This window comes from Streptomyces avidinii (assembly GCF_014650695.1).
GTDB classification, from domain to species: Bacteria; Actinomycetota; Actinomycetes; order Streptomycetales; family Streptomycetaceae; genus Streptomyces; species Streptomyces avidinii.
Genome location: NZ_BMVL01000002.1, coordinates 95,086 through 117,498 on the forward strand (window position 1 = coordinate 95,086; position 22,413 = coordinate 117,498).

Sequence of the window (22,413 nt, forward strand, 5' to 3'; positions counted from 1 at the left end):
GGCGCCTGCCCGGACGCCGCAGTGGCGGACGGAGCCCGGTCCCTCAGCCCTCGCTCCGGTCCAGTTCCGCCAGTCGGCGTCCGGCCTTCTCCGCCGTGCGTTCGGCTTCGGCACGGGCCTGCTCGGCCTGCCGGTGGAGGTGCTCCGCCTCCTGGGCCGCCCGCTGAGCGGTCCCGAGCCGTTCCTGCAGGGCGGCGAGTTCGCCGCGCAGGCCGGCCGCGTCGGCCTCGGCCCGGTCCCGGGCGAGCGACGCCTCCGTGAGGTGCTCCTCGGCCTGCCGCAAGGCCGCCGATGCCGCCGCGGCCTGTTCCCGGGCGGCCGCCGTCGCGTCCCGGTCGACGGCCGGCGGGGCCGGTGCATCGGCCGTGCGGCGGGGTACGGCGCCCGGGGCCGGCTCCAGGCCCTCGAACCCCACCGCCGCGGTGGGGGCCTTCCTCAGGCAGCCCGCCGCCCACTGGCGGGCGGTCACCTCATCGGCCAGCAGCCCGTGGAAGATCCCTTCGACCTCACGCACCACGGTCTCCCGAAGCTGCTCCCCCGCGTCGGCGGCCAGTTGCCCGGTCTCCGCGGCCAGCGCGGCAATCACCCGGTGCTGTTCGTGCGACAGCGCACGCAGCTGCGCGCCGTCGAGCTCCCGATAGGCCCGGCGCAGCTCCGCGCCGAGGCGCAGCAGTGCCTCGGCCTGGTCCGGATGGGCGCGCGCCAGCAGGTTCGCCGCCCATACGGCCAGGGTCGGCCTGCGCAGGGCGCCGATCGCGGCCGCCGCGGCGGTGTCCTTCTCCCGGCGGGCCCGCGCTGCGTGGGCGTCGCGGACCGCGGTGAAGTCCGCCGGCCTCAGCCCGTACAGCTCGAAGATCACCGCATCCACGTCCACGCCGACCACCCTGCCCCGCGCCATGGCCCTGTTCTGACGACAAGCAGAACGGGCCGGCCCGTCGAAGTCCGGGCCGGCCGCGACGATGTGCTGTCAGAACACCAGCTTGTAGGTGACGTCCTTGGGGACCGGAGAGGGCGCGGTGTCCGTGTAGAGGAGCCGGATCGTCGTGAAGCGCTGCACGCCGGGGTGGTCGGGCCAGGGTTCCGGGCTGCTCAGGGTCACCGTCACCGGGTAGGACCGGAAGCGGCCCGCGGCGCAGTAGGGCTTGCAGTCGTTCACCATGTCGCTGCCCTTGGCCGTCGCGGCCTTCGGGCCCCAGGTGTCCCAGTCCAGCCCGACAAGGCGGTTGTTGCCGTCTCCGCAGGCCAGCAAGTACTCCTCGGGCCGTACCTGGGCCTGCGAGAAGCAGTCGACGACCACGAGCGGCTCCGTCACCGGAGCCGCTACGGTCCGGGTCTGCGCGGAGGCAGGGACGGTGGCCGTGGCGAGAGCCGCCGCTGCACACAGCAGGGTGATGTTCCGCGCCCTGGACCGCAATGCACGCACGAGCCGGCCGTCTGCTGATCTGTCCACGAGGCCCTCCTCGCCCGTCGTTCCCGCCGTCGGCACGGCGGGCATTCCCAGCTTCCCCCATGTGGATGTTCCTCGCACTCGCAGCGGCCTCAGGGCCCGCTGCGAGGCCTGTCGGAGCCCTTGCCCGGCCAGGCGGAAGGCGTTCGCGCGGTGGACGGAGGGGGTCGTCCCGCAGGCGTCATGGAAGGCCGCGGCGGCACCCGCCCCGTCGGCATCCGCCGGCATCGGCCCCTCCGGCGTCCCATGCTCGGTTGTCGTCCGGCCACGGCCTCACACGGTTCACCCGGCCTCACGGGAACCTTGGGCGATCGGAGGATCACCCCACCAATTTCTTTGTGCCATCTGCCAGTACGGCGCTCCGACACGTCCGGAGCAGACTTTCTGCCACGACCACGCCCCCGGTGAGCCGCTGGATCCGGGGAGCCCGTGTGGCCGCGTACGGGACGCATCAATAGGGGGAAACACGTGAGCGTGCAGCAGTACGACGCGATCGGCGAGGAGTTCGAGGGGTTCAAGGCTCTGCCGCTGGCGCGGTTCGGGGAGGTTCCGAGCTTCCTGGGCATGGTCGGTGACGTGAGCGGAAAGTCCATCCTCGACCTGGCCTGCGGCACCGGTTTCTACAGCCGGGAGTTCAAGCGCCGCGGCGCCACGGATGTCTTCGGTGTCGACATCTCCGTCGAGATGATCGCCGCCGCGCGGGAGATCGAGCAGCGCGACCCGCTGGGTGTGCGGTACGAGGTCGGCGACGTGGCCGAGCTGCGGCCTCTGGAACAGCGTTTCGACATCGCGCTGGGCGTGCAGTGCCTCAACTACGCCGAGGACGTCGCGAGGTTGGAGCGGATGTGCCGCAACATCCACCGGAGCCTGGTACCGGGTGGGGAGTTCTTCGTGTTCGCCCAGAAGCCGGACTACCGGTTCGACTGTGCGTCCCTCGCCACGTACGGCTTCCGCTGCGAGCCGACCGGCGAGGAGACCGAGATGGGTCCGCGGGTGCAGGTCACGGCGTTGCTCGAGCCGCGGCCGATCACCATCGTCGGGACGGCCCTGCGCCGCGAGGTCTACGAGGAGTCTCTGCGGGCGGCCGGGTTCGGGGAGCTGAAGTGGGTCCCGCTGCAGGTGTCCGAAGCCGGTATCCGTGAGTTCGGCCAGGACTTCTGGGCGGATCTCCTCGCGAGCCCTCCGCTGGAGATGCTGCGGTGCCGCGCCTGATCGACCGACCCGCCTGACCGGGGGTCCGATGCGGCGCGGTTCGGCGCGGTTCGGCGCGGCTCGGCGTACCGGGACCCTGCCGGCCCCGCGGCCCGCACCCCCACGGGTGCGGGCCGCGGCCGACTTCGTACCCGTGCGCGGCATGCGTGACCCGGGTGGTGGACTCCCGGGTGCCGGATCCGGGGTGAGCTTGCACAGTGGGGGCCTGAGGGCGATGCGACCGCCCGGAACGGGAGTACGGCCCCATGAACCAGCCCGCCCCGTCCCCCGCACCGAGCCCGGCGGACCACGTCATCGTCGTCTTCGGCGCCACGGGCGACCTGGCCCGTCGCAAACTGCTGCCCGGGCTGTTCCATCTCGCCAAGGCGGGGCTGATGCCGCAGCGCTACCGCATCGTGGGCTCCGCCCCGGCGGCCGAGGCCCTCGGCGACGACGCGTTCCGCGCCCACGCGCGCGAAGCCGTGGCCGAGTTCGGCCGCTCGCGTCCCGAGGGTCCCGAATGGCAGCAGTTCGAGTCCGCCCTGTCCTTCGGGGCGGCCGACGCGGATGCCGCGGAACCCCTGGTGAACGCGGTGCGCGAGGCCGAGCGGGCCGTGGGAGGCAGTCCGCGACGGCTCTTCCACCTCGCTGTCCCGCCCGTCGCGTTCACCTCCATGGTCGAGCTCCTCGGTGCCACCGGGCTCGCCCGAGGGGCCCGGGTGATCGTCGAGAAGCCCTTCGGTACCGACCTCGCGTCCGCCCGCGCGCTCAACGCGGCCATCCACGCCGTCTTCGACGAGTCCCGGGTGTTCCGCATCGACCACTTCCTCGGCAAGGAGGCGGTGGACAACATCCTCGCCCTCCGGTTCGCCAACGGTCTGTTCGAGCCCCTCTGGAACCGCGACCACATCAGCCACGTGCAGATCGACGTGCCCGAGCAGATCGACATCCAGGGCCGCGCGCACTTCTTCGAGGGCACCGGAACCTTCCGCGACATGATCGTCACCCATCTGTTCCAGCTGCTCGGTTTCGTCGCGATGGAGCCGCCGGTCACCTTTGACGCCCAGGCGCTCCGGGACGAGCAGGTGAAGGTCTTCCGGAGCATGCGGCCGCTGGACCCGGCGCACGTCGTTCGCGGGCAGTACACCGGCTACCGGGCCGAGCCGGGGGTCGATCCGGCCTCGGACACCGAAACCTTCGCCGCCCTGCGCGTCGAGATCGACAACTGGCGCTGGGCCGGGGTCCCCTTCCACCTGCGTTCCGGCAAGGCCCTCGCCCAGGGGCGGCATGTCGTCACCCTGGGGCTGCGCGAGCCCGTCCTCGGCATGTTCCCGCTGGACGCGCGGGCGGCGGCCTCCGGCCGGGGGAACGAGCTCGTCATCGACTTCGCCGATCCCGGCTCCGTCACCGCCCGGTTCCTCGTCAAGGAGCCCGGCCCGTCCATGCAGTTGGCCGAGGCCGAGATGGTCTTCGGCTACCGCGGTTCCTTCACCGCGGACAACTCCCTGGAGGGCTACGAGCACCTGCTCCTGGAGGCCATGCTCGGCGACCAGTCCTTCTTCACGCGGTCCGACGGCATCGAACGCCTCTGGGAGGTCTCGGCCCCGCTGCTGGAATCGCCCGCGCCCGTGGAACCGTACGCTCCGGGAACCTGGGGACCCGACCGGATCGACGCGCTGGTCGCCCCCTACCGCTGGCACCTTCCCGACGCGCACTGAGCCGGCCCGGCCTGACCCGTGCGAAGCACCGGCGTGCGCATGCGTAGGGTCTGTCGGGGACGGTGCGCCGACCGGGCGTACGGGACGCATCCACGATGAGGTGAGCGCAGTTGCGAGGGTTACCGGGCGACGGGACGCAGTTGGAGACTTCGACGGAACTGGCGGCCGAGCCGTTGGTCGCGTCGGTGGCGCGCGTCGCAAGCGCCGTACTGCGGCCCGAGGCCGAGCGCACGGCCGTGGAGGGTGTCTCCCGTGCCCATCTGGACCTACTGGCCCGCAGCGGCGCCCACGGGATCCTCGAGTACGAACCGTCGCCGGACAGCGGTTGCACCAGGAAGCAGGTGGTCCGCGAGGTCCACGAGATCCTCGCCGCCGTGGATCCGTCGACCTGGTTCGTCTACACACAGCACTTCGGCCTCGTGAAGGCGCTGGCCAAGAGCGGCAACGCCGCACTGCGCGAGCGCTGGCTTCCCGACCTGGCCACGGGCGTGACGCAGGCCACGGCCGGCTTCGCGTACCTGCGCCATCCGCAGCCGCCCGTGTTCGCGGAGCGGTCCGAAGAGGGGTGGCGGCTGCGCGGCCGGGTGCCCTGGATGACCGGCTGGGGCGTCACGGACGTGGCGGTCGTCGGCGCCGTCACCGCCGACGACCAGGCCCTGTTCGTGCGCATCGACTGCGGGCCGGGGCCGGGCCAGGGCCTGTTCGCCGTGGAATCGCCACCGCTGTGGGCAATGGGCGCGACCCACACGGCGGCGGTGGAGCTGCGGGATGTCGTCGTACCGCAGGAGGACGTGATCTCCATCGGGCCCAGGTCGCAATGGGCCCGGTCCTACGATCTGGAGAACGCGAACACCAACCCGGCCGTCTTCGGCCATCTGCGCGCGGCCGTCGGCCTGCTGCTGGCGGCCGCGCCCCGGGCCGGAGCCACTTACGAGGACCTCGCCCACCGGCTGGCGGAGGAGGGCGCCCGGCTGCGCACCGAGGCGTACGCCCTGCGCGACGAGCGGGCCCCCGAGGTGGAGGTGCCGGCCCGGATCGAGAACCGGGCCGCTGCCCTGGACCTGGGGGTACGGGCCGCCACCGCCTGTGTGGCGGCGACCGGCGGCCGCGCCGTGCAGTACGGGAACACGGCGGGCCGCCTGGCCCGGGAGGCCCTGTTCCACCTGATCCAGGCGCAGACGCCGCAACTGCGCGAAGCCACGGGCGAGATGACGCTGCGGGGGATCTGAGGCCTCGCGCTTCGCGGGTACCGGCGCCCGATCTGCACGAACACCATGAGCGTGCGGCCCGGGGCGACGGGGATCTTGGGGCGGGCCACGGGATCCGGGCCGGGGATCACCCGTGTCCTGCTCACCGCCTCCGCCGGGGCGGCGATCGCGCCGGACCCGGGCCCCCGATAGCCTTCGCCTTCATGATGCGCGCTTGGATCCTGCCGTTGCTGCTCCTGGTGTGCGGCTCGCTCGTCGCGGCCACGCCGGCCGTCAGGGGTTTCGCCGCTGCCGCCGTTCCCCTGCTGGTGCTGTTCGTCCTGCTCGCGGGCCTGCACTCGCCGCTGGTGTTCCCGCGGTCGATCGGTGCGGCGGAGGCCCGGCGCCGCAGCGAGCTCGACGGCCGGCCGGTCGTCTACTGGCGGGCGGGCTGCCCGTACTGCCTCCGGCTGCGGCTCCGCCTGGGGCGCGACGCCGGCCGTTTGCACTGGGTCGACATCTGGCGCGACCCGGCCGCGGCGGCGGCGGTCAGGGAGGCCAACGACGGCAACGAGACCGTGCCGACCGTCGTGGTGGCCGGTCGGCCGCACACCAACCCCGATCCCGCATGGGTGCGCGGACAGCTCGCTCCCCGTCCCCGCGCCTGAGCAGGCGGGGGGACGGATGCGGAGCGAGCGGTCCGCGACCTCATGGGCTCCTAGGACACGGCCTCGGCGGCCGGGTGGAAGTTGATGCGCTCGCGCACCACGGGGAAGCCGGCCCTGGTGAAGTTCGCGGCCATCGGGAAGTTGCCCCGGTCCGTGGCTCCGGTGACGGCCTCGGCGCCGTGTTCCACCAGGAAGTGGGTGCACTCCGCGAGGAGGTCGTAGGCGTAGCCGCGGCCGCGGTGTTCGGGCAGGACGCCGATGAAGCCGATGGTCGGTCCGGAGGGGTTGTGGGCCGGGATGTGGATGCCGGCCAGCTCGCCCTCCGGGGTGTGGGCGAGTTGCCACCACTCGCGCGGGGACGGGCACCAGTGGAAGAAGTCGAGTTCTTCCTGCGCGGCCCGGTCGAGGCCGCCCTCCTCGATGGCCTTCAGCGCGTGCGCGTCCAGCGTGGCCGCGTGGATGCGGCGCAGCGCGTCGAAGAAGACCGCGTCGTCGGCTTCGGGGGTGAAGAGGAGGCGACCGGGCCGCTCCGGCAGTCCCCGCTCCGGGGTCCAGCGGTACAGGAAGCGTTCCACCAGGAGCTCGTACCCGGCCGCCCGGGCGGCGGCGAAGCGGGTTTCGGCGGCGGCGGCCAGGTCGGGGTGCTCGCGCCAGTCGCCGGGCAGGTTGAGTTCGAGTTCGACCTGCCACGGGGCGGAGCGCAGGAGTTCGGCTCCCGCCTCCACCTCGCCCTCGGCGACGTCGAACCAGTTGAGGTTGACGGGTTGCTCGTCATCCGGTCCGCCCCACCAGGCGCCGCGGGCGACGACGTTGCCGTCGCGCAGGGCAACGCGCTTCCAGTGGGGGCGGTGCGTGGTCCGCTCGTGCGCGGCGCGGGCGTTCAGCGGGTCGGGGTGGGCGTCGAACAGGTGGGCGTCGCTCTCGTCGAGCGCGCGGATGACCGTATCGGTCACGGGTTCCTCCGGGAGGTGTACGGCAGGAGCGCTCCCGGTCGGATCAGACGTACCACACCGGGGTAACGGGGAGGGAGCGCTGGTTGGTTGAGGACTGCACGGCACTCGCCTCCTTCCGTTCGTCTCACGCGGCGTGGTCCGGAGCCAGACGTTACTTGATCACCGTCGGGTCCGTCCACGGAATTTGCGGAGCCGTGCCGACGGTCCCTGGCCCCCGGCGCCGACTGCACGTCCCGGTCGCCCGGCGGCCGCGCCGACATCGGCATCGGCATCGGCATCGGCATCGGCATCGGCGCCACGTTCGCCGTGGTCCGGCCCGATGTCCGTCAAGCGGCGGGTGCGGTGAGCCGGCGTACCGACTCCACCACTGCCGACCGGTGCTCGGCGAGCCGCTCCGCGGCCCAGTCGGCACCCGGCCCTCCCCCGGCCGCCGGGCCGCCCACCGCGCCGAACCAGGCCTGCGACAGTCCCATGACCAGCGTCAGCACATCGGCCGGGGCCAGCCGGGCATCGATGCGGCCCGCTTCCTGCGCCTGCCGCACCGCCTCGATCTTGCCCGCGTAGGAGGCGGACTCCGCGTCCGCGGAGCCCGGGCGCTCCAGCTGCTTCCACAGGACGAGGCGCATCAGCGCCGGGCGCTCGACGAGGTGGTCGAAGACCGCCCCCGCATAGCCGGGCAGGTCGTCGACATCGAACGGGACGGACTCCGAGCCCGCCTCCAGGGCCTGCTGGAGCACGGCGTCGAAGAGCTGCTCCTTGTTGCCGTAGTAGACGTAGATCAGCCTCTTGTTCGCCTGTGCCGTCTCGGCGATGCGGTCGACGCGCGCCCCCGCGATGCCGTACGTCGCGAACTCGGTGAAGGCCGCGTCGAGCAGACGCGTCCTGGTCGCTTGGGAATCCCGTGCCATGGAGCGCAGCCTAGCAAGTAACTATCCGGTTATTGACAAACGAGGCCGGCGCGTCGCAGACTCAATCTATCCAGTTAGTTACATCCGATGAGGAGCACACCATGGAGATCCGCGCACTGGGCACCCAGGGCCTGGAGGTCGGCGCCGAAGGCCTCGGCCTGATGGGCATGAGCGCCCACTACGGCGCCACCGACGAGACCGAGTCGCTCGCCACGATCGACCGCGCCCTGGAGCTGGGCGTCACCCTCCTCGACACAGCCGAGGGCTACGGGCCCTTCCGCAACGAGCAGCTCCTCGGCAAGGCCCTGTCCGGCCGCCGCGCGGCCGCCGTGGTCGCCACGAAGACCGGCATCGAGTTCTCCGACGAAGGCACCCTCCTCGGCCACAACGCCTCCCCCGAGTACATCCGCCGCTCGGCCGACCGCTCCCTGCGCCACCTGGGCACCGACCACATCGACCTCTACTACCTGCACCGCGTCGACCCGAACGTGCCGATCGAGGAGAGCGTGGGCGCCCTGGCCGAGCTGGTCGAGGCCGGAAAGGTCCGCCACATCGGGCTGTGCGAGGTCTCCCCCACCACGATCGCCCGCGCCCACGCCGTGCACCCGCTGACCGCCGTACAGACCGAGTACAGCCTCTTCGAACGCGGCATCGAGCACGACGGCGTCCTCGACACCCTCCGGGAGCTCGGCATCGGGCTCGTGGCCTACTCCCCGCTCGGACGCGGATTCCTCTCCGGCGCCATCACCAGCCCGGACGACTTCGCCGCGGACGACTTCCGCCGGACCGACCCCCGGTTCCAGGGCGAGAACTTCCACCGCAACCTCGCCGTCGTGGACCAGGTGCGCCGGCTCGCCGCCGAGAAGGGCGTCACCCCCTCGCAGCTCGCCCTGGCCTGGACCCTCCAGCAGGGCGCGGTCCCCATTCCGGGCACCAAGCGCCGCCGCTACCTGGAGGAGAACGTCGCCGCCACCGCCGTGACGATCACTCCCGCGGAGCTGGCCGCCATCGACGCCGTGGCGCCGCACGGCGTGGCCTCCGGCGACCGTTACGCACCCGAGCTGATGGCCTCCCTGAACGGCTGATCTTGTTAGGGTGCGGAAACCGGGCCGGGGGGCGGCACCCCGGGGGACGGACGGGGCAGGCGATGGCGGGGGCGGCGGACGGGCTTTCCCAGAGCGAGCGGATGACGGTGCGCTTCCACCTCACCTGCCTGGCCACGCTGCTCCCCTACCATCAGCGCCCCGCCGCCCTGGAAGCCTGGCTCGGCGTCGACCCCGCTCTCTTCCACATGGGATTCGACCCGCCCACCCCCGTCACCGAGGCGATCCTGCGCCTGGGCGGCGCCCGGCTGCAGGCCGCCCTCGCGGGCGCCGTCCGCAGCGGTGACACGCAGCAGGCCCTGTGCACCCTCGACATCCCCGAGGTCGACGCCGCGCTGCGCGACAACCACCAGCTGGACTACGGGACCACGCGCCTGCTGCGGCTGCGCGACCCTGCGGCCACTGCCCTGGGGCGCGGCTACCACCCGGGCCACCACCAGCGGGCGCTCCTGTCGGGCGACCCGGATCTCGTGGCGGCCGCCCTCGTCGACCGGCGGGGCGAGCACCGGCCGACCACCCGCGCCACCGCCTGGGCGACCGTACGCGCCCACGGCGGCACGGCCCGGCTGCGGGAGCTGGCGGCCGCACCGACCGGCCACGTCGACCCGAACGACGCCGACCCCACCGACGCCGACCCGACCGACGCCGGCATCGCCCAGGCCTGTGCCGAGGCCGATCCGGAGCCCTTCCTCGACACGGCCCTCGAACGCCGGCTCGGCACCGGCGCACTGCTGCGGGCCCTGCGGGCGGCGCACCGCGGGGATCGGGCGCCCCGGGTGGTCCACCGCGCGATGGAGCGCGTCCTGAGGGAGCCCTACCGGATCGACTGGGCCCTGATCGCGGCGGCGCGGCTCGGCAGTCGACTGCCGCGCACGGCCACGGAGGTACTGGCCGGGCGCCCCGATTGCCCGCCGGAGGTGGCGGTCGTCCTGCGGACCGGGCAGCCGGCCCGTCCCGGACGCCCCCTGCCGCCACCGGCACCCGAGCCGGAGGCCCCGAAGCGGTACCAGCCGCCTCGGTCCACCTGGCTGCCCGAGTGGAAGCCGCCGGGGGACACCGGCCCGCTCGGGGCCGGCGCCGATTCGGCGCGCCACGCCCTGCGGACCATGGCCGTCGCCTTCGACGCCCGCAAGGACCCGGACGCCGCCACCCTCGACCACCTCGGCGCGGTGATCGAGCGCGGGCAGCTGTCGGCGTTCGAGGTGGCCCCGCTGGTGCGTCCCGCCGCCCTGCTGACCTCCTGGGTGGGCCAGGGTTCCGGCTGGGGGTCGGTCTCGCACGCCGCCTGGAGCGGCCGTGCCGCACTCCACGTGGAGACGTCCGCCCTGCTGGCCCGCTGGACCGGCGGCGGCGTGGCCGCCGAGCGGTGGGTCGCGCTCGGCTCCCGGCTGCGGCGGTATCCCGGCTCGCTGCCCGAGCTGCTGGCCGAGGTGGCCGCCGCCCACCCCGAGGCTCCGGCCTGCCCGGACGGGCTCACAGCATGACGTGCTTGACCTGGGTGTAGTCCAGCAGGCCCGCCATCGAGAGGTCGCTGCCGTAGCCCGAGTGCCGTACTCCGCCGTGGGGCATCTCGGAGACCGTGGTGCCGTGCGTGTTCACCCAGACGATGCCGGTGTGCAGGGCCCGGGTCGCCCGCATCGCACGGTCGTGGTCCGTGGTCCACACGCTGGCGGCGAGGCCGTGACGAACGCCATTGGCCAGGTGCAGGGCCTCCGCCTCGTCCTCGAAGGACTGCACGGTCACGACCGGCCCGAAGATCTCCTCCTGCACGATCTCGCCGCCCTGGCGCACACCCGCCACGACGGTCGGTTCGTGGAAGAAGCCGGGCCGCGCGAGGCACGCGCCACCGGTGACGATCTCGGCGCGCCGCGGCAGCCGGTCGAGCAGCGCCCGTACCGATGCGAGCTGGGTCGCGTTGTTGAGCGGGCCGAAGTCGGCGTCCGGCTCGTCCGGGGCGCCCGCCCGCAGGGTGCCCGCCTCGGCCGCGAAGGCCGCGAGGAACGCGTCGTGCACCCGTCGGTCCACCAGGAGCCGGGTCGGCGCGGTGCAGTCCTGGCCGGCGTTGTAGTAGGCGACCGCGGCGAGGGCGGCGGCGGTCGCCTCGATGTCCACGTCGTCGTGGACGAGGACCGGGGCATTGCCGCCGAGCTCCAGGTGGACCCTCTTGAGGTCGGCGGCCGCCGCGGCGGCGATCTGCCGGCCGGCGCGCACGCTGCCGGTGACCGCGATGAGGGCGACCTCGGGGTGGGCGGTGAGCGCGCGGCCGGTGTCGCGGTCGCCGCAGACCACGTTGAGCACGCCCGGCGGCAGGTGGGCGGCCGCGATGCGGGCCAGCAGCGCGGAGGACGAAGGGGTGGTGTCGGCGGGCTTGAGCACGGTCGTGTTGCCGGCGGCGATCGCCGGGGCGATCTTCCACACCGCCATCATCAGCGGATAGTTCCAGGGGGTGATCTGGGCGCAGACTCCGACCGGTTCGCGCCGCAGCACGGAGGTGCGGCCTTCGGTGTACTCGGCCGCGGCGAGGCCCGGCAGGTTGCGCGCGGCTCCGGCGAAGAAGCGCACGGTGTCGACGATCGCGGGCAGTTCGTCGGTGCGGAACCGGCGGGCGGGCTTTCCGGTGTCGCCGGCCTCGGCGGCCACGAGGGCGTCCGCGTGCTGCTCGATGGCGTCGGCGATGCCGAGCAGGGCGCGCTGGCGTACGGCCGGGGTGGTCGTGGACCAGTGCGCGTACGCGGCTGCGGCGGCCGTGCAGGCGGCGTCCGTGTCGGCCCGGCCGGAACGCGGGGCGAGGCCGTGCACGGCGCCGGTGGCCGGGTCGACCAGCTCCATCGTGGCGCCCGAAGCGGCGGGCCGGTCGACGCCCGCGATGTGGTTCAGCACGGTGAAGGTGCCGGTCCCGGTCCCGGTCTGTGTCTCGGTCTGTGTCTCGGTCTGTGTCTCGGTCCGTGTCTCGGTCTCGGTGCCGCTCCCGTTGTCAGCCACGGCGCAGCACCTCGCGGGCGGTGTCGCGGCCGGTGCGTACGGCGCCCTCCATGTAGCCGGCCACCCACTGGTCGGATCCGCAGACGTAGAAGGGGGGTTCGTGCGTGCCGTGGCGGGGGCCGACGGCCGTGACGTCGCCGGGGGTCCACTGGGTGACGTACCCCTGGGTCCACGGGTCGGTGCCCCACATCCGGAGGTGCGTGGCGAGCGGCCGGTACGCCTCGTCGCCGTAGAGGCGGGCGATGTCGGCGAGCAGTTCTCGGGTGCGCAGCGGGGCGGGCATGCCGAGCAGGACTCCGAGCCTCTCGGGTGGTACGAGGGCGGAGAGGATGCCGTCGCTCTGCGGCCAGGTGCTGCCGAGGACCCCTTCGCATTCGGAGAGGCCGCTGCGGCCGAGGCCCTGCCAGAAGGGCCGCTCGTACGCAGCCACGAACTTGGCGGCGAGTGCATGGCGTTGGCGGTGCAGGGAGGCGAGACGCTCTTCGGAGACCCCCGTGACGGAGACCTGGCGGAGCGGGCCGACGGGCAGGGCGCTGACCACGGCGCCGGCGGTGAGGGTCTCGCCTCCGGCCAGGCGTACGGAGCACCGCCCGGGCCGCCGGACCGTGACGGCCCGGACCGGTGCGCCGGTACGGATGCGTCCGCCGAGGGCAGCGGCCATGCGCAGGGCGACCGTCGCGGAGCCCTCGGCGACCCGCAGCCCCTCCCAGGCCTCGTAGTCGTAGTGGTCGGGGCCGGGTACGGCGGCGTGCTTGCGCAGGGCGGCGAGCAGCGACGTCCGCTCGTACGAACCGTCGGCGAGGGCGAGTTGGCCTATCTCCCAGAGGCGGACGACGGCCGGCGTGGCTCCCTGCGCACGCAGCCAGTCGCCGACCGGGGCGTGGTCGAGGGCTGTCGCGTCGGGGTGGGACCAGGGGTCGTGCGGGTCGACGGTGCGGGCGAGCGCGCAGAAGGCGGCGGTGACCTTCTCGTGGCAGGTGTCGTCGCCGGGGCCGAACCAGTGGGGCGGGTCGCCCGCGGAGACCCCTTCGGGCGTGGCGCGGGTCAGGGCGCCGGGTTCGGCGACATAGCTGGGGACCGGTGTCAGGCCGAGTTCCGCGGCGAGGGCGAGGTAGGCGGTGTGGGCGCGGCCGACGACCTCTCCGCCGAGCTGGACCAGTCGGCCGTCCGGGAGTTCGGTCTGCTCAACGCGCCCTCCGACCCGGTCCCGGGCCTCGACGACGAGGACGTCGGCTCCGCCGGCAGCGAGGTCGCGTGCGGCGGCGAGGCCGGCCAGGCCCGCGCGGCCTCCCCGGACCGGGATACGGCCGCACCGCGCAGGACCGCGCCGCACTGGAGGGCGCCGTACGGAGCCTGCGCACCCGCACCAGGAAAGGAGCCGACCGATGACCACGATCCGTCTCCCGACGGCGCAGCCGCCGGGCACCGCCCTCGGGGCGGCCCCGGCCGTGTCGGAGAACGCCGGGGCCTACCGGGCCACCGGCGGCTACGCCGACGCCACGGGCCCGGAGGAACTCCTCGCCGACCTCGCCGCCTCCGGGCTGCGCGGCCGCGGCGGGGCCGGGTTCCCGGCCGCCGTCAAACTGCGCTCCGTGCGCGATCGAGGCGGCTCCCCGGTCGTCGTGGCGAACGGCGAGGAGGGGGAACCGGGCTCGGCCAAGGACCGCTGGCTGCTGCGGGCCCGGCCGCACCTGGTCCTCGACGGTCTCGCCCGCGCCGCCGCGGTCACCGGCGCCGTACGCGGCTTCGTGTACCTCTCGGACCCGGCGGCGGGCGAGAGCATCCGCCGGGCCCTCGCCGAACAGCCGCCGCCACTGCCCGTCGAGGTCGTCGAGGTCGACCACACCTACGTCGCCGGTGAGGAGACGGCGGTGGTCCGCCGGATCGACGGCGGCCCGGCACTGCCCACAGCCAAACCGCCCCGACCGTTCGAGCGAGGGGTGGGCGGGGCCCCGACCCTGGTCTCCAACGTCGAGACGCTCGCCCGGATCGCACTCACCGCCGCCCGCCCCGACCTGCGGCACGCCATCGCCCGCCACACCCTGGTGACACTGTCCGGCGGCCCGGCGACTCCCGTGCTCACCGAGGTCCCGTACGGGATCCCGCTGCGCACGCTCGCGGCGCAGTACGGCAACGCCGACGCGACCGGCGCGCTGATGGGCGGGCTGTTCGGCGGCCTGGTCGACGCCCGTGCCCTGGACCTGCCCCTCGAACCCGGCGCGCTCACCGCCGCGCGCACCGCCCTGGGGTGCGGGGCGATCCATTTCCTCGCTCCCGACAGCTGCCCGGTGACGACCGCCGCCGACGCGGCCGCCCACCTCGCGGCCGAGAGCGCCCGGCAGTGCGGGGTCTGCGTCTCGGGCACCGCGGCCGTGGGCAGGACCCTGTACGGACTCGCCGCCGGGACGGCGGGGCCGGACACCGCGGACAACCTGCACCGCTGGTCGCAGCGGCTGCCCGGGCGCGGTGCCTGCGGGCTGCTCGACGCCGCCGCGGGCATCGCCGGCAGCCTGCTCCGGTCCTTTCCCGAACTCGTCCGGTCCCATCTCGCCGCGCCGTGCCCGGTGTGCGCGGACGCCGCACCGGCGGCCGGCCGCCGGCGCCTCACCGTGGCCGTGCCGGAGGTGGCCGACGCGCCGCGCCAGGCCCGTGTGCCCGCGCCGCCACCGGCCCGCTCCCCTTCCTCGTCCCCTTCCGCCTTCCCCTCCCCCACCGCCCTCCCGCTGCCCGCGCTGAAAGGAACGCCGTGAAACTCCTGCTGGACTCCACCCGCTGCCAGGGCTACGGACTGTGCCAGGAACCGGCACCCGAGCTGGTCGAACTCGACGAATGGGGCTACGCGAACGTCATCGCCGTGGTCGTCCCGGCCGGCACCGAGGACGCCGCCCGTGCCTGTGCCGAAAGCTGCCCCAACTCCGCCCTCCGCGTGGAGGGATGACATGGGACGCGATCTGACCGCCCTCTTCGACCCCCGCTCGGTCGCCGTCGTCGGAGCCAGCGACGACCCGGCGAAGTACGGCCACGCGGTGGCCGCCCAGGCCCTGCGCGCCCCCGACCGGAGGCCCGTGCACCTGGTCAACCGGCGCGGCGGGGCCGTACTCGGCCGGACGGCGGCCCCCTCCCTCTCCGCCATCGGCGAACCGGTCGACCTGGTGGTGATCTCCGTACCCGGCGCCGGCTTCGAGGCGGCCGTCGACGAGGCCCTGGCCTGCGGGGCGAGGGCGATCGTCGCCATCACCGCGGGCTTCGCCGAGGCCGGCCCGGCGGGCCTGGCCCGGCAGCGGGCGATCACCGCCCGGGTACGGGCCGCCGGAGCCGTCCTCGTGGGCCCCAACTGCCTGGGCATCGCCGACAACACCACCGAGCTGTACCTCGCCTCGGACCGTTTCGCCCCCGGCGGTGTGGCGCTGCTCAGCCAGAGCGGCAACCTCGCCCTCGAGCTCCAGCTCCGCGGTGAACCGCACGGCCTGGGCTACTCCCGCTTCGTCTCCCTCGGCAACCAGGCCGACGTCACCCTGGTCGACCTCGTCGAGGACTGCGCCCGCCACGACGCCACCTCCGCCATCGCCGTGTACGCCGAGGACTTCGGCGACGGCCGGGCCTTCGCGGCGGCGGCCGCCGCGGCGGGCAAGCCGGTGGTACTCCTCACCGCCGGCCGGGGCACCGCCTCCGCGCGCAGCGCCCGGTCCCACACCGGGGCGCTCACCACCTCGGCCGACGTGGTGGCCGCCGCCTGCCGCGAGGCGGGGGTCGAACTCGTCCGCACTCCGCGCGAGATGACGGTGGTACTGGCCGCGCTGGGCGCCGGGGTGCGGTCGAGCGGCCGGCGGACCGCGGTCTTCACCGACGGCGGCGGCCACGGCGCGGTCGCCGCCGACGCGGCCGAGGACGCGGGGCTCGCCGTGCCGGAGTTCGGCGCGCCGACGCAGGACAGGCTGCGGAGCGTGCTGTGGGAGCAGTCCTCGGTCGCCAACCCCGTCGACCTGGCCGGGATGGGCGAGCAGCGGCCCCGTTCGTACGCGGACACCGTCGGGGAGCTCCTCGCCTCCGACGAGGTCGACGCCGTCCTGATGACCGGGTACTTCGGCGGGTACGCCGCCGCCGAGGGCGGTCTGGGCGGCGGCCCGGCGGGTGGCTCCGTACTCGCCGACGGCGAGGCCGCGGCCGCCAAGGAGATCGTCGCGCACCTCACCGCCCGGCCGAAGCCGCTGGTCGTGCAGTCGATGTACCCGCAGTCGCCGAGCTGCCGGGCGCTGGCCGAGTCGGGGGTGCCGGTGTTCGCCGCCACCGAGGACGCCGCCCGCGCGCTGGCGGCGATGACCGGCCGGGGGACGGCGGACGCCTTGGGCGTGCCCCCGCTGCCGCCCGCAGCTGCGGCGCTGGAGGATCCGGGGTACCACGGGGTACGGGCCCTGCTCGGCGGCGCCGGCGTGCCGTTCCCGGCGGCGCACGAGATCACCGACGAGTCCGGTCTGCTCGCCGCGGCGGCCGGGTTCGACGGCCCGTACGTGCTCAAGGCCCTGCACGTCCTGCACAAGTCCGACGCCGGGGGTGTGGCGCTGCGCCTGGCCGACCGGGCCGCGCTCCTCGCCGCGTACCGGGAGATGCACGCCCGGCTCGGTGCGCCCGCGTACTCGGTCGAGGCGATGGCCGACCTCACGGACGGCGTCGAGCTGATCGTGGGCGTGAACCAGGACCCCCGGTTCGGGCCGATCGCCCTGGTCGGGCTCGGCGGCGTCCTCACCGAGACGCTCCGTGACGTCGCCTTCGCACCGGCCCCCGTACCGGCCCGGCGGGCCGAGGCCCTGCTGCGCGGGCTGCGCAGTGCGGCGCTGCTGGACGGCGTCCGCGGCCGGCCGGCCCTCGACGTGGCCGCGGCGGCGGCCGTCATCGAGCGCATCACCACCGTCGCCGCGGCGCACCCGGAGATCGCCGAGCTGGAGGTCAACCCCCTGCTGCTGCGCCCGGACGGCGCCCTCGCCCTGGACGCGCGGGCCGTTCTGCGCTGACCGCTCCACCCCCACCACCTGTGCTCTGGAGGACTGACGCCCCATGGACTTCCGCTACACACCCGAGCAGGCCGACCTCAAGGCTCGCGCCGCCGCCTACGCACGCCTCCTGATGCGGTACGAGGATCGGTCGGAGGAGGCGGGTGGCCCGCTGCCCGTGGAGACGGTCCGCGAACTGACCCGCGCCGCCGTCGAGGCCGGCGTCTACGCGATCAACATGCCCGCCGAGTGGGGCGGGGCCGGCCTGTCGCTGCTGGACCAGGTCATCGTCGAGGAGGAGTTCGGCAAGGTGACCAACTGCCTCTGGGACATCCCGTGGCGGCCCGCGAACGTCCTGGCGTACGGGACCGAGGCGCAGCGGGAGAAGTACCTGCTGCCGGTGATCCGGGGCGAGCGGTTCGACGCCTTCGCGGTGACCGAGCCCGGTGCCGGATCCGACCCCGGCTCGGGCACGAGCACCGCGACCCGTACCGACGGCGGCTGGCTGCTGAACGGCGAGAAGTGGTTCGTGACCTGCGGTGACATCGCGGACTTCCTGCTGGTGCAGGCGGACGCGGGACCCGAGCGGGCGGCGACCCTGTTCTTCGTGGACAAGCAGGCGCCCGGGGTCGAGATGACCCGGGTCCCCCGCTTCATGCACTCCGCGGTGAACGGGCACCCCGAGTTCACCTTCACCGATGTGTTCGTCCCCGACGAGGACGTGCTCGGCGGTGTCGGCAAGGGCTACGAGCTGACGAAGGAGTGGTTCACCGACGAGCGGCTGATGATCGCCGCCCGGACCGTGGGCGCCGCCGAGCGGGCCCTGGAACTCGCCCGGGACTGGGCGGTGGAGCGCCGCCAGTTCGGCTCGCCCATCGCCGACTTCCAGCTCATCCAGGGCATGCTCGCCGACTGCGCCGTCGACATCGCCGTCAACCGCGCCTACACCCACCAGGTCGCCTGGGAGGCGGACCGGCCGGAGACCGACCGCAAGACGCTGCACGCGAAGGCCTCGACGGCGAAGCTCGCGGCGAGTGAGGCCGCGGGGCGGGTCGTCGACCGCTGCGTGCAGATCTTCGGCGGGCGCGGCTACGACCGTACGTACCCCGTCGAGCGCATGTACCGCGAACTGCGCGTCGACCGGATCTGGGAGGGCACCTCCGAGATCCAGCGCCTGATCATCGCCAACGAGCTGATCAAGCGCGGCACCCGGTCCCTCGCCCTCCCCACCTCCTGACCATCGTTCCCCGACCACGACCACGAGGACAGACAGACATGGACTTCCGCCTCACCGCCCGTCAGGAAGAGCTCCGGAGCACGGCGCGCGCACTGACCGACTTCATCGCGAAGTACGAGCTCGACTGCGAGGAGAACAACGGGCTGCCCCCGCAGGCCCACACCGAGATCCGCGACGCGGTCCTCGACAGCGGGCTGCAGGCCGTCAACATGCCGAAGGAGTGGGGCGGCGCGGGCCTGACCATCCTGGAGCAGGTCACCGTCCAGGCGGAACTCGGCCGGCTCACCGGCGCCCTGTGGGACATGGTGTGGCGTCCGGCCAACGCCCTGTCCTTCTGCACGCCCGAGCAGCGCGAGCGCTACCTCGTCCCGGTGATCCGCGGGCAGCGCCGGGACTGCTACGCGGTGTCGGAGCCCGACGCCGGCTCCGACCCGCAGAACCTGCGGACCACGGCGACGCGGACCGCCGAAGGCTGGGTGCTGAACGGCGAGAAGTGGTTCGTGACCGTCGGCGACCACGCCGACTTCATGATCGTGCTGGCCGCCGCCGGGGAGGAGCGCGCGCCGACCCTGTTCCTCGTCGACAAGGACACGACGGGCATCGAGATGACCCGGGTGCCGCGCTGGATGCACACCTTCGTCTACGAGCACCCCGAGTTCACCTTCACCGAGGTGTTCGTCCCGCACGGGGCGGTGCTCGGCGAGGTGGGCCAGGGCTACGACATCACCCGCGCCTGGTTCACCGAGGAGCGGCTGATGATCGCCGCCCGGACCGTGGGCGCCGCCGAGCGCGCCCTGGAACTCGCCCGGGACTGGGCGGTGGAGCGCCGCCAGTTCGGCTCCCCCATCGCCGACTTCCAGCTCATCCAGGGCATGCTCGCCGACTGCGCCGTCGACATCGCCGTCAACCGCGCCTACACCCACCAGGTCGCCTGGGAGGTCGACGAGGGCGTGCTCGACCGCAAGACGCTGCACGCGAAGGCGGCCATCGCGAAGCTGGCGGCGAGCGAGGCGTCGGGCCGCGTCGTCGACCGGTGCCTGCAGATCTTCGGCGGTCGCGGGTACGACCGTTCGTACCCGGTGGAGCGTCTCTACCGCGAGCTGCGCGTCGACCGGATCTGGGAGGGCACCTCCGAGATCCAGCGCCTGATCATCGCGGGCGAACTGGTCAAGCGTGGTACGGGCGTTCTGCGGATGCCGTCCGCAGGATGAGCCGCACCCGCGGTCCGGGCGCACGCACAACCACAGCACAGCACAGCACCCGGTAATACCCAGTGGCACGCAAGGAGGGAGGACGGACAGATGACCGATGTCGAACGGGTCGGGGTCGTGGGCAGCGGGCTGATGGGATCCGGCATCGCCGAGGTCTGCGCCCGCGCCGGCCGGGACGTCGTGGTGGTGGAGACGACCCGTACGGCCGCGGCCGCCGGCCGGGAGCGCATCATCCGCTCCCTGGGACGCGCGGCGGCGTCCGGACGGCTGACCGCCGCCGAACGGGACGCCGCCGTCGGCCGGATCGCAGTGACCACGGACCCTGTGCGGCTCGCGGACCGGGACCTCGTCGTCGAGGCGGTGGCGGAGGACGAGCGGGCGAAACTGGCGGTCTTCGACCTGCTCGACCGGGTGGTGGAGCGCCGGGACGCCGTCCTGGCGACGAACACCTCGTCCATCCCCGTCATCCGGCTGGCCGCCTCCGTCTCGCGGCCGGAGCAGGTCATCGGCCTGCACTTCTTCAACCCCGTACCGGTGCTCCCCCTGGTCGAGCTGGTGCCGTCCCTGCTCACCGGCGAGGAGACCGTACGGCGGGCGCACGCGTTCGCCTCCGAGGTCCTGGGCAAGGAGGTCGTCCGCGCCCAGGACCGGGCGGGGTTCGTCGTGAACGCGCTGCTCGTGCCGTACCTGCTGGCCGCCGTACGCATGGCCGAGTACGGGACCGCCTCGGCCGAGGACATCGACCGGGGCATGACGCTGGGCTGTGCGCACCCGCTGGGTCCGCTCGCCCTGGCCGACCTGATCGGCCTGGACACGGTGCAGGCCATCGCCCGCTCGATGTACGCGGAGTACCGGGAGCCGTTGTACGCCCCGCCGCCGCTGCTGGCCCGGATGGTCGACGCGGGGCGGCTGGGCCGCAAGACGGGCCGGGGCTTCCACACCTACGGAGCCCGCGGGCCCGGTGCGATGCGCGAGGATGGGGGTGTGGTGGCCGCGGCAGCGGGGCCCACCCGCCCGGTGGGCGGGCGTCGAGACGGGGAGCAGCCAACGTGACCAAGGCCGAGCGCGCACTCGAGACGCGCGAGCGAATCCTCACGGCCGCGTGCGAGGTCATCGCCGACATCGGCTTCGAGAACGTCAGCATGCGCAAGGTCGCCGAGCACGCCGGGGTGTCGAAGGCCCTGCTGCACTACCACTTCGACACCCGCGAGAAGCTCTTCGCGGAGGCGATGACGCACTCCTTCGCCCAGACGGGTACGGACACCGAGGGCGTCCCCGACTCGGTGCCCGCGTCCGTCGTGCTGGCGCGCATCCTGCGGAGCATGCTGCCGAGCGACGCCGAGCTGCGGCAGGACTGGAAGCTCTGGCAGGAGTTGTGGGTGCGCGCTCAGCGCGACACGGCGGCCCGGCACCTGGCCGTCGACCTGTACGACCAGCTGCACGCGTGGGTCGGCGGGGCCGTGGAACGGGGCATCCGGTCCGGGGAGTTCACCGACTGCGACGTCGCGGCGCTCGGCACCCTGGTCCTGGCCCTGTGCGACGGTCTCGGCATCCGCCTGATGCTCGACGATCCCCGCGTCGACCTCGCGGCGGCCCGGTCGACGATCTGGCGGACGATCGCGCCGACGCTGGGCATCGCCCCGGAGTTCCCCGACATCTGACCGGCCCGGACGGTGCACCGGTTCCGGGCCGCACGGCGGACCGGTTCGGGTCGGTCGGGCGGTGGCGGTCAGCCCGGGCCGTGCACGGTCTGGACGGAGCCGTTGGGGTCGACGGTGAGGGCGACGCGCTCCTTCTTGTTCCCCAGGGCCAGCACGATCCAGACGACGCCCCACAGCAGGCACGTGAAGATGGTCAGGATGGCGTGCAGGACGTGGTTGACGTCTCCGCCGCGGACCAGTACCGCCTGGGTCGGGGAGCGCGATTCGACGCGCCACCCGAGGCTGATGTACCGGTTCACGGTCCAGTCGAGGATCGCGGTGCGGCGCGCGCCGTCGAGCGGTTCCCCGGCGGGCGCGTAGAGCAGGTCCGGGGGCGGTTCCATGGACGGCCCCCAGGGCTGTGGTCCGTCGGACTTGGGCATCGGTCCAGCCTCCCCACGCATCGGGAACGGTCCCGCATACCCCCAGGGTGCGCCGGACCGGTCGGCCCGGCATTCCGAGCCCCGTGCGCGCACATGCGTTCGATCCCGATGCCCTGCCGGCCGGGGATTGTCAGTGCCCGGCCCTAGAGTCGGAGCATCCCCATTCAAGGGTTGAGGCGGGCTGCCTCGCTGCACGATCCCGCCCCACCGGACCCCCTCGGGGGACAGCGCCCGGTGGGGCGGCGCACAGCCTCCGGACAGGTCGCAGTCACCGGGCCAACTCCTCCGGTGCGGCGCAAGAGGGCCTCCGCGAGGGCGGCCCGGGAGTCCACCGAGGCGTACACGGTCGATGCGTCCACCTGCCCGGCCGGGCCCAGGTCGAGGCGCACGGGCGGGTCCAGGTGCACTGCCACGTTCAGCGCACGGTCCACCGAGCAGGCCACGGCATCCGGCTCTCCGGGCACCGGCCTCGGGCCCCGCCCGGGAACGTTGCGTACCACCGGGGACGTGGAGACGACCGACGAACACCGGCAGGGTCACGTCCCCGAGGAACCCGGTCCGCAGCACCACCCGTTCCTCGTCCACCTCGTGCGGATGCCGGACGATCACGGCCACCCGCCCCCTGCCCCTGAGTCGCTTCCTTGCTGCCCCCAGGCTCGCGCGCGTCCGGCGGGAAGGACAGTGACGAATGTCAGGGGTGCGCCGGGAGGTGGCACAGGTGCGCGGACGGTACCGCC

20 protein-coding genes are annotated in these 22,413 nt (G+C 73.7%); 13 read left to right on the forward strand and 7 right to left on the reverse strand.

Features of this window, described 5'->3' with window-relative positions:
• Positions 1-43: 43 nt before the first annotated feature.
• A complete protein-coding gene (locus tag IE257_RS04570; protein ID WP_189964968.1) occupies positions 44-898 on the reverse strand; it encodes a hypothetical protein in 855 nt (284 codons plus the stop codon).
• Positions 899-967: 69 nt separating this feature from the next.
• Positions 968-1,450 (reverse strand): hypothetical protein, encoded by a 483-nt coding sequence (locus IE257_RS04575; protein WP_229920117.1) that lies wholly within the window; start codon positions 1,448-1,450, stop codon positions 968-970.
• A gap of 465 nt (positions 1,451-1,915) precedes the next feature.
• Between IE257_RS04575 and IE257_RS04580 the strand changes: the two genes are divergently transcribed.
• From IE257_RS04580 to IE257_RS04595, 4 genes are all read left to right on the forward strand, one after another.
• Positions 1,916-2,659, forward strand: a complete 744-nt coding sequence (locus IE257_RS04580; RefSeq protein WP_189964970.1) for a class I SAM-dependent methyltransferase — start codon at positions 1,916-1,918, stop codon at positions 2,657-2,659.
• Between the two features lie 245 nt (positions 2,660-2,904).
• A complete protein-coding gene (zwf, locus tag IE257_RS04585) occupies positions 2,905-4,356 on the forward strand; it encodes a glucose-6-phosphate dehydrogenase (protein ID WP_189964972.1) in 1,452 nt (483 codons plus the stop codon).
• Positions 4,357-4,496: 140 nt separating this feature from the next.
• Positions 4,497-5,585, forward strand: coding sequence for an acyl-CoA dehydrogenase family protein (locus IE257_RS04590; protein WP_189964974.1), 1,089 nt, complete (start codon positions 4,497-4,499; stop codon positions 5,583-5,585).
• A 182-nt stretch (positions 5,586-5,767) separates the two neighbouring features.
• Entirely contained in the window at positions 5,768-6,211 is a 444-nt protein-coding gene (locus IE257_RS04595; RefSeq protein WP_189964976.1) for a glutaredoxin domain-containing protein, read from the forward strand.
• A gap of 50 nt (positions 6,212-6,261) precedes the next feature.
• On the opposite strand, the gene IE257_RS04600 is transcribed toward IE257_RS04595, so the two are convergent.
• Positions 6,262-7,164, reverse strand: a complete 903-nt coding sequence (locus tag IE257_RS04600) for a GNAT family N-acetyltransferase (protein WP_189964978.1) — start codon at positions 7,162-7,164, stop codon at positions 6,262-6,264.
• Between the two features lie 326 nt (positions 7,165-7,490).
• Entirely contained in the window at positions 7,491-8,072 is a 582-nt protein-coding gene (locus IE257_RS04605) for a TetR family transcriptional regulator (RefSeq protein WP_189964980.1), read from the reverse strand.
• Positions 8,073-8,173: 101 nt separating this feature from the next.
• On the opposite strand from IE257_RS04605, the gene IE257_RS04610 reads away from it, so the two are divergent.
• Complete coding sequence (locus IE257_RS04610) at positions 8,174-9,157, forward strand: aldo/keto reductase (RefSeq protein WP_189964982.1); 984 nt, start codon at positions 8,174-8,176, stop codon at positions 9,155-9,157.
• Between the two features lie 62 nt (positions 9,158-9,219).
• Positions 9,220-10,659, forward strand: coding sequence for a hypothetical protein (locus IE257_RS04615; protein WP_189964983.1), 1,440 nt, complete (start codon positions 9,220-9,222; stop codon positions 10,657-10,659).
• Here the strand turns inward: IE257_RS04615 and IE257_RS04620 are convergent.
• The gene (locus tag IE257_RS04620) at positions 10,649-12,004 is read right to left on the reverse strand and encodes an aminobutyraldehyde dehydrogenase (RefSeq protein WP_189966128.1); all 1,356 of its coding nucleotides are present in this window, start codon (positions 12,002-12,004) and stop codon (positions 10,649-10,651) included. The two genes, IE257_RS04615 and IE257_RS04620, sit on opposite strands and share 11 nt — an antisense overlap.
• Positions 12,005-12,149: 145 nt before the next feature.
• Complete coding sequence (locus tag IE257_RS04625; protein WP_229920118.1) at positions 12,150-13,490, reverse strand: flavin monoamine oxidase family protein; 1,341 nt, start codon at positions 13,488-13,490, stop codon at positions 12,150-12,152.
• Between the two features lie 52 nt (positions 13,491-13,542).
• Here IE257_RS04625 and IE257_RS04630 point away from each other — a divergent pair, with 52 nt between their 5' ends.
• From IE257_RS04630 to IE257_RS04660, 7 genes are all read left to right on the forward strand, one after another.
• Entirely contained in the window at positions 13,543-14,907 is a 1,365-nt protein-coding gene (locus tag IE257_RS04630) for an NADH-ubiquinone oxidoreductase-F iron-sulfur binding region domain-containing protein (RefSeq protein ID WP_189964985.1), read from the forward strand.
• Positions 14,904-15,095 (forward strand): ferredoxin, encoded by a 192-nt coding sequence (locus IE257_RS04635; protein ID WP_030385056.1) that lies wholly within the window; start codon positions 14,904-14,906, stop codon positions 15,093-15,095. Before IE257_RS04630 ends, IE257_RS04635 begins: the two co-directional genes overlap by 4 nt.
• A gap of 1 nt (position 15,096) precedes the next feature.
• Positions 15,097-17,166 carry an acetate--CoA ligase family protein gene (locus IE257_RS04640; RefSeq protein ID WP_189964987.1) on the forward strand — a complete coding sequence of 690 codons (2,070 nt, stop codon included), beginning with the start codon at positions 15,097-15,099 and terminating at the stop codon, positions 17,164-17,166.
• 43 nt (positions 17,167-17,209) lie between these two features.
• Positions 17,210-18,382: an acyl-CoA dehydrogenase family protein gene (locus tag IE257_RS04645; protein WP_189964989.1), complete on the forward strand. Its 1,173-nt coding sequence runs from the start codon at positions 17,210-17,212 to the stop codon at positions 18,380-18,382.
• Between the two features lie 38 nt (positions 18,383-18,420).
• Positions 18,421-19,593 (forward strand): acyl-CoA dehydrogenase family protein, encoded by a 1,173-nt coding sequence (locus IE257_RS04650; RefSeq protein WP_189964991.1) that lies wholly within the window; start codon positions 18,421-18,423, stop codon positions 19,591-19,593.
• Positions 19,594-19,683: 90 nt separating this feature from the next.
• Positions 19,684-20,646, forward strand: coding sequence for a 3-hydroxybutyryl-CoA dehydrogenase (locus IE257_RS04655; RefSeq protein ID WP_189964993.1), 963 nt, complete (start codon positions 19,684-19,686; stop codon positions 20,644-20,646).
• Positions 20,643-21,254: a TetR/AcrR family transcriptional regulator gene (locus IE257_RS04660; RefSeq protein WP_189964995.1), complete on the forward strand. Its 612-nt coding sequence runs from the start codon at positions 20,643-20,645 to the stop codon at positions 21,252-21,254. The genes IE257_RS04655 and IE257_RS04660 overlap by 4 nt, the downstream gene beginning before the upstream one ends.
• Positions 21,255-21,322: 68 nt before the next feature.
• Here IE257_RS04660 and IE257_RS04665 read toward each other — a convergent pair whose 3' ends face one another.
• Entirely contained in the window at positions 21,323-21,676 is a 354-nt protein-coding gene (locus IE257_RS04665; RefSeq protein WP_189964997.1) for a DUF8108 domain-containing protein, read from the reverse strand.
• Positions 21,677-22,413: the final 737 nt, after the last annotated feature.

Coding starts and splice junctions, on each gene's coding strand:
- IE257_RS04655 (WP_189964993.1), top strand. CDS start 19,684: ATGACCGATGTCGAACGGGTCGGGGTCGTGGGCAGCGGGCTGATGGGA.
- IE257_RS04570 (WP_189964968.1), bottom strand. CDS start 898: ATGGCGCGGGGCAGGGTGGTCGGCGTGGACGTGGATGCGGTGATCTTC.
- IE257_RS04645 (WP_189964989.1), top strand. CDS start 17,210: ATGGACTTCCGCTACACACCCGAGCAGGCCGACCTCAAGGCTCGCGCC.
- IE257_RS04610 (WP_189964982.1), top strand. CDS start 8,174: ATGGAGATCCGCGCACTGGGCACCCAGGGCCTGGAGGTCGGCGCCGAA.
- zwf (WP_189964972.1), top strand. CDS start 2,905: ATGAACCAGCCCGCCCCGTCCCCCGCACCGAGCCCGGCGGACCACGTC.
- IE257_RS04630 (WP_189964985.1), top strand. CDS start 13,543: ATGACCACGATCCGTCTCCCGACGGCGCAGCCGCCGGGCACCGCCCTC.
- IE257_RS04620 (WP_189966128.1), bottom strand. CDS start 12,004: ATGGAGCTGGTCGACCCGGCCACCGGCGCCGTGCACGGCCTCGCCCCG.
- IE257_RS04665 (WP_189964997.1), bottom strand. CDS start 21,676: ATGCCCAAGTCCGACGGACCACAGCCCTGGGGGCCGTCCATGGAACCG.
- IE257_RS04640 (WP_189964987.1), top strand. CDS start 15,097: ATGGGACGCGATCTGACCGCCCTCTTCGACCCCCGCTCGGTCGCCGTC.
- IE257_RS04615 (WP_189964983.1), top strand. CDS start 9,220: ATGGCGGGGGCGGCGGACGGGCTTTCCCAGAGCGAGCGGATGACGGTG.
- IE257_RS04650 (WP_189964991.1), top strand. CDS start 18,421: ATGGACTTCCGCCTCACCGCCCGTCAGGAAGAGCTCCGGAGCACGGCG.
- IE257_RS04595 (WP_189964976.1), top strand. CDS start 5,768: ATGATGCGCGCTTGGATCCTGCCGTTGCTGCTCCTGGTGTGCGGCTCG.
- IE257_RS04605 (WP_189964980.1), bottom strand. CDS start 8,072: ATGGCACGGGATTCCCAAGCGACCAGGACGCGTCTGCTCGACGCGGCC.